Annotated in this window: 1 protein-coding gene; it reads right to left on the bottom strand. The window is 75.7% G+C overall.

The annotated features are described in order from the left end of the window. Positions 1–8,345: non-ribosomal peptide synthetase (locus tag ADY01_RS28830; protein ID WP_049579349.1), on the bottom strand; the 8,345-nt coding region annotated here is incomplete at both ends.

The raw sequence follows: 8,345 nt of genomic DNA, 5'->3' as shown, positions 1-8,345 counted from the left end.
GGGGGAGGGGTGGCGCGTTCCGCGGGGGCCGGAGCGCGGTGAGGACGAGCGCGGCGTTCCGTTCGGCGTGTTTCTCGTCGAGCATCTCGGCGTGCGTGCCGGAGCCGGGCAGCACCTCGCCGCGGGTGGTGGAGCTGCCGTCCCAGCTGCCGGGCCGCCCCGGCGCGTACAGGGCCGCCTTCGCCTCGTCGGAGATCACGGTGACGGCCGCGGCCACGGCGCCCAGGTTGGGGGTGCGGGCGCAGAAGTCGAGGTACTCCCTGGCCTGGGCGAGCGTCTCGGCGGTGACGGTGTCGGAGCCGGTGTGGCGGCGCAGGTGGTCGCGCAGCTCGTGCTCGAACGCCTCGACGTGCTCGTCGGTGAGGAGGCCGGCCTCCAGGATCCGGTAGGAGTCCATGATCACCACATGGGGGACCTCGCGGCCCCGCCGTTCCAGCTCCTTGGCGACCTCGAACGCGAGGTTGCCGCCGAGGGAGTAGCCGAGAACGGGGCAGGGCCCCTCGGGGCGCAGCCGTTCCACGAGGTCGGCGTAGCGGACCACCTTGTCGCCGTCCAGGTGGTTGAACGCGATCAGCTCGTACCGCGGCAGATGGGCGGCGAACCCCCGGTACACCAGGCCGTGCCCGCCCGCCGGGGGGAAGCAGAACAGCGCGGGCCCGTATCCCGGGTTGAACGTCAGGTATGACTGGACTCCGGTGATGCGGCCGGTGATGATGTCCTCCACCGTCCTGGCCATGCCGTGCAGGGTGGTGACCTTGAAGAGCCGCCCCACGGCGATGGTGACGCCGAACTCGGTCCGGAGGCGGTGGATCAGCTCGATGAGCGCGATGGAGCTGCCGCCGGACTCGAAGAAGTCGTCGCGCAGGCCGGGGCGTTCGCAGCCGAGCAGCGCCTCCCAGTGGGCGGCCATGCTCCGTTCGTAGAGCGTGACGGGCGGCTCGTACGCCTCCTCGGCCTCCTCCGGCCCCGGCTCGGGCAGCGCCGCGAGGTCCACCTTGCCGTTCGGGGTCAGGGGCAGGGCGTCGAGCGCGGTGAAGTGGGCCGGGATGAGGTAGGTGGGGAGCCGGGTGGCGAGGTGGCGGCGGAGCGCGCGCGAGTCCTGGCGGGCGCCGGGGGCCGGGACCCAGTAGGCGCGGAGCGCGGGCTCGCCGCGGGCGTCGTCCCGGACGGTGACGGCGGCCTGGTCGACGCCGGGCAGGGCCGTCAGCAGGGACTCGATCTCGCCGGGCTCGACACGGTGGCCGTGCAGCTTGACCTGGGAGTCGGCGCGGCCGATGAGGTGCACCCGGCCCTGGGCGTCGCGGCGGGCCAGGTCGCCGGTGCGGTAGAGCCGTTCGGGTCCGGCGCCCGGTTCGCGGCTCAGCGTCAGGGTCACGAAGCGGCGGGCGGTCTGCTCGGCGTCGCCCGCGTAGCCGAGGGCGACGCCCGCGCCGCCGACCCAGAGTTCGCCGACGACGCCGGGCGGCACGAGGTCGCGGGGCTCGTCGAGGATGTGCAGCGAGCAGTTGGGGAGCGGCGCCCCGATGGGCACCGCCTGGTGCGGGTCGAGCCCGTCCACCCGCCCCTCGAAGCAGGCGCTGTCGATCGCCGCCTCGGTCAGGCCGTAGGAGTTGATGACACGGGTGCCGGGGCCGCACAGCGCGCGCAGCCGCTCGTACTCGCCGACCTTCCACGTGTCGGAGCCCACGATCAGCAGGCGCATGAAGTCCAGGCGGTGGCCCCCGTTCTCGCAGTGGGTCATCAGGGCGCGGGCGATGGCGGGCACGAACTCGGCGCAGTCCACGCCCTCGGCGGTCATCGCCGCGTGGAGGCCCGCCGTGTCGAACAGCAGGTCGCGGCCGACCAGGACGAGGCGCCCGCCCGAGCAGAGCGCGCGGACCAGGTCGCCGGTGAACACGTCGAACGAGACGCCCGCCATCTGGAGATGGGTGCCGGGCGCCGCGTCGAGCCCGTACTCCTCGCGCCAGGCGGCGTGCACGGCGGCCAGGGAACGGTGGCTTACGCGCACGGCCTTGGGGCGGCCCGTCGATCCGGAGGTGTGGATGACATAGGCGGGCGCGTCGGGGTCGGCGGGCGCCCGGTCCGGGTCCTCGTCCGGGTCCGGCGGCATCGCGCCGAGGTCCGCCGCGGGGGTGGTGAACGCCGGGAGGCCGTCCACGGCGAGGACATCGACCGGGGCGTCGGGCGGGGCGTCGGGCGGGGCGTCGGCCGCGCCGGGCGCGAGCGTGGTGGGCCGCCGGGCCGCCAGGCGTTCGCGCCCGGCCGCGTCGGTGAGGACCAGTCCGGTGCCCGCCTGGCCGATCATGAACGCCAGCCGCTCCACCGGGTGGTCGGGATCCAGCGGCAGGTAGGCGGCCCCGGTCTTGAGGATGGCGAGGAGGGAGACGATCAGCTCGGGCGACTTGGGCAGCGAGACGGCGACCACGCCGCCCGCGCCCACGCCCCGCTCCCGCACCTCGCGCGCCAGGAGCCGCGCGCGGTGCTCCAGCTCCCGGTAGGTCAGGGAACGGCCCGGCCCTCCGGCCGAGGCGGGAGCGGCGGGAACGGTCAGCGCGACCGCGTCGGGGGAGCGTTCCGCCGCGCGGGTGATCAGCCGGTGCACCGGCTGATCGTGGGGGACGGCGCGCCCCCGCGACGCGCGCAGGATGGCCTCGCGTTCCGCGGCGCCGAGCATCTCCAGCCGGTCCGCGGGCTGTTCGGGACCGGCCCGGGTGAACGACTCCAGCAGCGCGGTGTAGTGCGCGCACATCCGGCGCACGGTCGCGGGGAGGAAGAGGTCGGTGTTGTACTTCAGGACGCAGTGGAACCGCTGCTCCGCCTCGTCCTCGTACGCCGACAGCGTCAGGTCGAACTGCCCTTCCTCCTCCGGGAGTTCGATGTAGTCCAGGCGGTATCCGTACTGCTCGGTGGCGACCCTGTGGGCCAGCAGGATGAACATCGCCTGGAAGACCGCCGACCGGCTCGGGTCGTGCCGCAGGCCGAGCTCCTGCACCAGCAGCACGAACGGGTACTCCTGGTGGTCGAGCCCGCCGAGGACCCGCGCGCGGACCTGCGCCAGGAGCGCGGCGACGGAGGGGCTGCCCGACAGGTCGGCGTACAGCGGCAGCGGGTTGACGAAGTAGCCGTAGACGGAGGCGAACTCCTCCTGTGACCGGCCGGTCACCGGGCTGCCGACGACGATGTCGCGCTGACCCGAGTAGCGGTGCAGCAGGACGTGGTAGGCGCTGAGCAGCACCATGAACACGGTCACATCATGCTTGCGGGCCAGGGCGTGGATCCCGGCGCTGAGCTCGGCGTCGAGCACGAAGAACTCGGAGGCGCCGTTGTGGGTCTGCACCGCGGGGCGCGGCCGGTCGGTGGGCAGGTCGAGGGCCGGGACCTCGGCGGGCAGGCTGTCGCGCCAGTAGGCGAGCATGCGCCCGGCGGCGGGCGAGGCGAGGAGCCGGTTCTGCCGGTTGAGGAAGTCGAGGTAGCGGGCGGGCACCGGCGGCAGCTCCACGGGACGGCCCGAGCGCAGGCCCTCGTAGAGGGCGAGAAGCTCCTCGATGAAGGTGAACGTGGAGACGGCGTCCGAGATGATGTGGTGGACGGCCTTCATGATGATCCACCGGTCGGGGGCGCGTCGAAAGAGCCGGAGCCGGATCAGCGGATCGCGCTCCAGGTCGTACGGCCTGCGGTACTCGGTGACGATCATCGCGTGGACCTCGTCCCACTCCAGGTCCTGGACGTCGAACAGGCCCACGTCGGGGAGGGCGCTCTCCCCGATACGCTGGACGGGCTGCCCGTCCTGAAGCGCGAAGCTCGCGCGGAGCATCGGGTGGCGGGCGACGAGCGTGCCCATGGCCGCGAACATCAGCTCGGGATCCAGCGGCGCCCGTACCTCGACGGCGCCGCCGATGTTGTAGGCGAACCCCTCGGGGTTGAGCTGCTTGAGGAACCACAGCGCCTTCTGGTTCTGCGTGAGGGGGTGGCGGGCCGGGTCCTCGTGGAGCTCGACGGCCGCGGCGGCGCCGCCCGACGCGCCCGCGCCCTCGCCTCGTTCGCCGGGCCCGTCCCGTTCGGCCTCCTCGGCCTCCTCCGCCAGGGCGGTCAGGGCGTCGTGGAGCTGCGCGACGAGCTCGTGCGCCGGGGCGCCGCTGAGCAGCGCCACCACGGGCAGGGCGGCGCCCGTCTCGGCGAGCACGCGGGCGCGCAACTCCATGGCCAGGAGCGAGTCGAGGCCGAGCGCGCCCAGGCTGCTCGCCGAGGCGATCCGCTCCTCGGGCACCCGGAGCACCGCCCCGGCCAGCGCGGTGAAGCGCTCGGCCGCCAGCTGGGCGCGCCGTTCCCCGTCGGCCGTGCGGAACGCGTCGAGGAAGCCGCCGTGCTCCTCGGCGGAGCGGCCGTCGTCGGCGGTGGCCTCGGCGGCGAGCTCACCGACGAGCGCGGGAGGGGAGGGGTACCAGGCGAGGAACACCTTCCAGTCGACGATGGTGGCGATCAGCAGCTGCGGGCGGTCCTGGCCGATGACCCGTTCCAGGGTGGCCATGCCCGCGCCCGGCGTCAGCGAGCTCATGCCCCGGCTGACGCGGTAGTGCTCGGTCAGGCCGAGCTCCTCGATCATGCCGGTCGCCCAGGGGCCCCAGTCGAGGCTGAGCGCGGGCAGCCCGCGGGCGCGCCGGTGGTGGGCCAGCGCGTCGAGGAACGCGTTCCCCGCCGCGTAGTTGGTCTGCCCCCTGGTGGTGAGCAGGGACGCGACCGAGGCGAAGAGGACGAAGTGGTCCAGCGGCTCGTCGCGCAGGTGGTGGTGGAGCAGCCAGGCGCCGGCGGCCTTGGGGGCGAGGACGGCGTCGAACGCGCCCCGGTCCATCCGGGGCAGCGGCGTGTCGCGCACGTGCCCGGCGAGGTGGAACACCCCGCGCAGCGGCGGCGCGTCCCGGCGCCGGTACGCGTCGAGCCATGCGGTCAGGGCCCGTTCGTCGGCGACGTCCACGGCGGCGAGGACCGGGTGGGCGCCCAGCGCCTCCAGCTCCTTGACGAACCGCGCGGCGCCGCCCGCCGCGGAGGCGGGGTCGAGGCCGCGCCAGGTCTCGCGGTCGGGCAGCGGGGTGCGGCCGGCGAGGACGAGATGGCGGGCGCCCCGCCGGACGAGGAAGCGGCACAGGACGCGGCCCAGGGCACCGAAGGCGCCGGTGACGAGGTAGGCGCCGTCGGGCCGCAGCCGCAGCGGCAGGGGCCGGGTGAGTCCCTCGGGGCGGACGAGGCGCGCGGCGAGGCGGCGGCCGGGGCGCAGGGCGATCTCGTCCTCGACGGGCCCGCGTTCCCGCTCCCGCCCCGGATCGGGGGGCGCGGGCAGGAACTCGCGCAGCAGCGCCTCCGCCTCGGCGCGCGGTCCCGGCGCGGCGTCGCCGTCGCGCGCGGGGGTGAGGTCGATCAACGTGCCGGGGTGGGACGTCAGTTCCTGCTGGCGCAGGACGCGGCCCACGCCCCAGGCGAGGGCGGGCAGCGGCTCGGCGCCCTCGCCGGGGGCCGTGGCCTGCGCGCCGCGGGTGACGAGGTGCAGGGCGGCGGGCGAGGCGCTCTGCCGGGGGTCGTCCGCGAGCGCCTGGGCCAGCGCGACGAGGGAGTAGGCGCCGGTGGCGGCGTGCTCCTCCAGGTGCCGGCGCCCGGTGGCGTCCAGCGGCGGCAGGGCGAGGTTCCACAGGTGCACGACGGTGCCGGGGTTCATGGCGGCGGCCGGTTCGGGGGTGGCCGGTCCGGGGGCGGCCGGTCCGGCGAGGTCGGCGAGCAGGCGGCGCACGTGGGCGGCGTCGCCGGGGACCACGGTCGAGACGCCGGTCCCGGCCCCGAACGCGTAGGCGTCCCCGGGGCGGACGAGGTGGCAGTGGCCGCCGCGCGCCGTCACCAGGTCGCCGAGCGCGTCGGCGACGCCGCCGGGCGCGTCGGCGAACAGCAGCCAGTCCCCGGCGGCCGGTGCCGCGTCGGCCCGGTCCGCCTCGGTCGCGGCGTCGTGGGGCGTCTGGACCCAGGCCGGTTCGGCGAGCCAGCCGTCGATGGTGGCCGGTCCCGCCTCGGCTGGGGCGCCCGCCACATCGGCCGCCCTGAACCCGCCGACGTGGCCCAGCGGAACGCCGTCCTCGCCGAACAGCGCGATGTCGCCGACGAGTTCGCCGTCCCCCCGGCGGGTGACGGTCGCGTGCGCCCACAGGGGCTGGTGGCCGACCGGGGCGGTGCGCACCTCGGCGATGGACAGCGGCAGCAGGAGCCCGGTGACCGGCGCGCTCCGGCCGCCGTCCTCGGCCCGTTCGGCGAGGATGCCGGCCGCCAGCAGGGTCTGGAAGCAGGCGTCCAGCAGAACGGGGTGGACGTGGTGGCGCGCCGCCGCGTCGCCGATGCTCTGCGGCGGGCGGATCCGGGCCAGCGCCTCGCCGGGGCCGGTCCACAGCTCCGCGATGCCCTGGAACGCGGGACCGTACGCGTAGCCGTGCGTGCCGAGTCCCGCGTAGCAGGCGGCGGCGTCGTGGTGGCGCGTGGCCCGCTTCCTGACGGCGTCGGCGTCCAGCGCGGGCGCGCCACCGGGCGGGCGCGCCCCGGCGCGCACGGTGCCGCGCGCGTGCACGGCGGGCTCCCCGGCGTCCCCCGCGCCCGCGCCGGTGCCCGTGCCAACGCCCGCGCCCGCGCCCGCGCCGGTGGCGACGGTGAAGGTGGCGTGCTCCGAGGAGAACGACAACTGCACGGCGCGCGCCGCTCCTTCGGGGAGGAACAGCGCCTTCCGCAGCTCGATGTCGCCGAGCGCCGCGTGCGTGCCGCCGGTCATGGCCCGCACCGCCTGGGCGGCCATCTCCAGATAGCCCGCGGCGGGGAACAGGACCTGCCCCTGGATGCGGTGGTCGGCGAGGTAGGGGGCGGTCTCGGTGTCGAGCAGCGCCTCCCACGCGGGTTCGGCCGTGGCCAGCCGGCGGCCGAGGAGGGGGTGGTCGACCAGGCCGAGCCTGATCTGCGCGACGGGCTCCGGCTCGGTCCAGTACCGGTCGCGCCGCCACGGGTAGCGGGGCAGGGGCACGACCCTGCCTCGGGGGTGCGGCACGCTCCAGTCGATGGCGCGCCCGAGGGTGTGCAGCGCGGCGAGCGAGGTGGTGAAGCGGACCTCCTCGTCCCCGCCCCTGCGCATCGAGGGCAGGGTCACCACGTCCTCGCCCGCCGGGTCGCCCGGCCCGTCCGCGAGGCACTCGCGGATCGAGTGGGCCAGCACCGGGTGCGGGCCGATCTCCAGGAAGATCCGGTGCCCGTCGTCGGCCATGCGCTCGACCGCGGAACGGAAACGGACCGGGTCCCTGACGTTGTCCCACCAGTACGCGGCGCCGAGTTCGGGTCCCTGGGCCAGGCCCTCGCGGGCCGTCAGGTACAGCGGGACCCCGGCGGGGCGCGGGGCGATGCCGGCCAGGGCGTCGAGCAGTTCGTCCCTGATCGCGTCCATGGCGGCGCTGTGGTAGGGGACATCGGTGGCGAGGAAGGTGGCGAACAGCCGCTCGGCGCGCAGGCCCCCGGCCAGTTCGGCGAGCGCCGCCCCGTCCCCGGCCAGGGTCAGCGAGGCCGGGCCGTTGACCGCGGCGACGGAGACCCGTTCGCCGTAGGGCTTCAGGCGCCGCGCCGCCTCCTCCTCGGACAGGCCCACGGCGAGCATCCGCCCGGTGCCGGCCAGCCGCTGCTGGAGGCGGCTGCGGTGGACGACGATCCGGGCCGCGTCGCGCAGGCTGTAGATCCCGGCCTCGTGGAACGCGGCGATCTCCCCCGTGCTGTGGCCGACGATGGCGTCGGGGCGGACGCCATGGGCGCGCCACAGCGCGGCGAGACCGATCTGCACGGCGAAGTTGGCGGGCTGGGCCAGCCAGGTGTCGGCCATGCGGGAGTCGGCCTCGTCGGCGTCCATCTCCTTCACGAGGGACCAGCCGGTGAGCGCGGCGATCTCGCGGTCGCAGCGCAGGACGGCCTCGCGGTAGACGGGCTGCGAGGCGTACAGCGTGCGGCCCATGCCCCACCACTGGGGCCCCATCCCGGTGAACACCCAGGCCAGCCGCGGCTGTTCGGCGCCCTTGCGCCCGCCGAGGAGTACCCGCGGGTGCTCCTCGCCGCGCAGGTGCGCGGCGAGCGCCTCGTCCAGGTCCTCGGGCGAGCTGTAGACGACGGACAGCCTGGCGTCGTGGTGCTGGCGCCGGTGGGCGAGCGTGTGGCCGAGGTCGGTGAGGTCCGTGGCGCGCCCGGTGCGGGGGTCGGGGGCGAGCTCGCGGCGGAACCGTTCGGCGAGGACGGGCAGTCCGGACGCGTCGCGGGCGCTCAGCGGAAGGATGGAGTAACGGGGGCGGGTG

Origin of the sequence: Streptomyces sp. SBT349, assembly GCF_001083795.1 — a bacterium.
Lineage (GTDB): Bacteria > Actinomycetota > Actinomycetes > Streptomycetales > Streptomycetaceae > Streptomyces.
The sequence above is the reverse complement of the archived record's forward strand: the minus strand, read 5'-3'. Positions and strand labels throughout refer to the sequence as shown.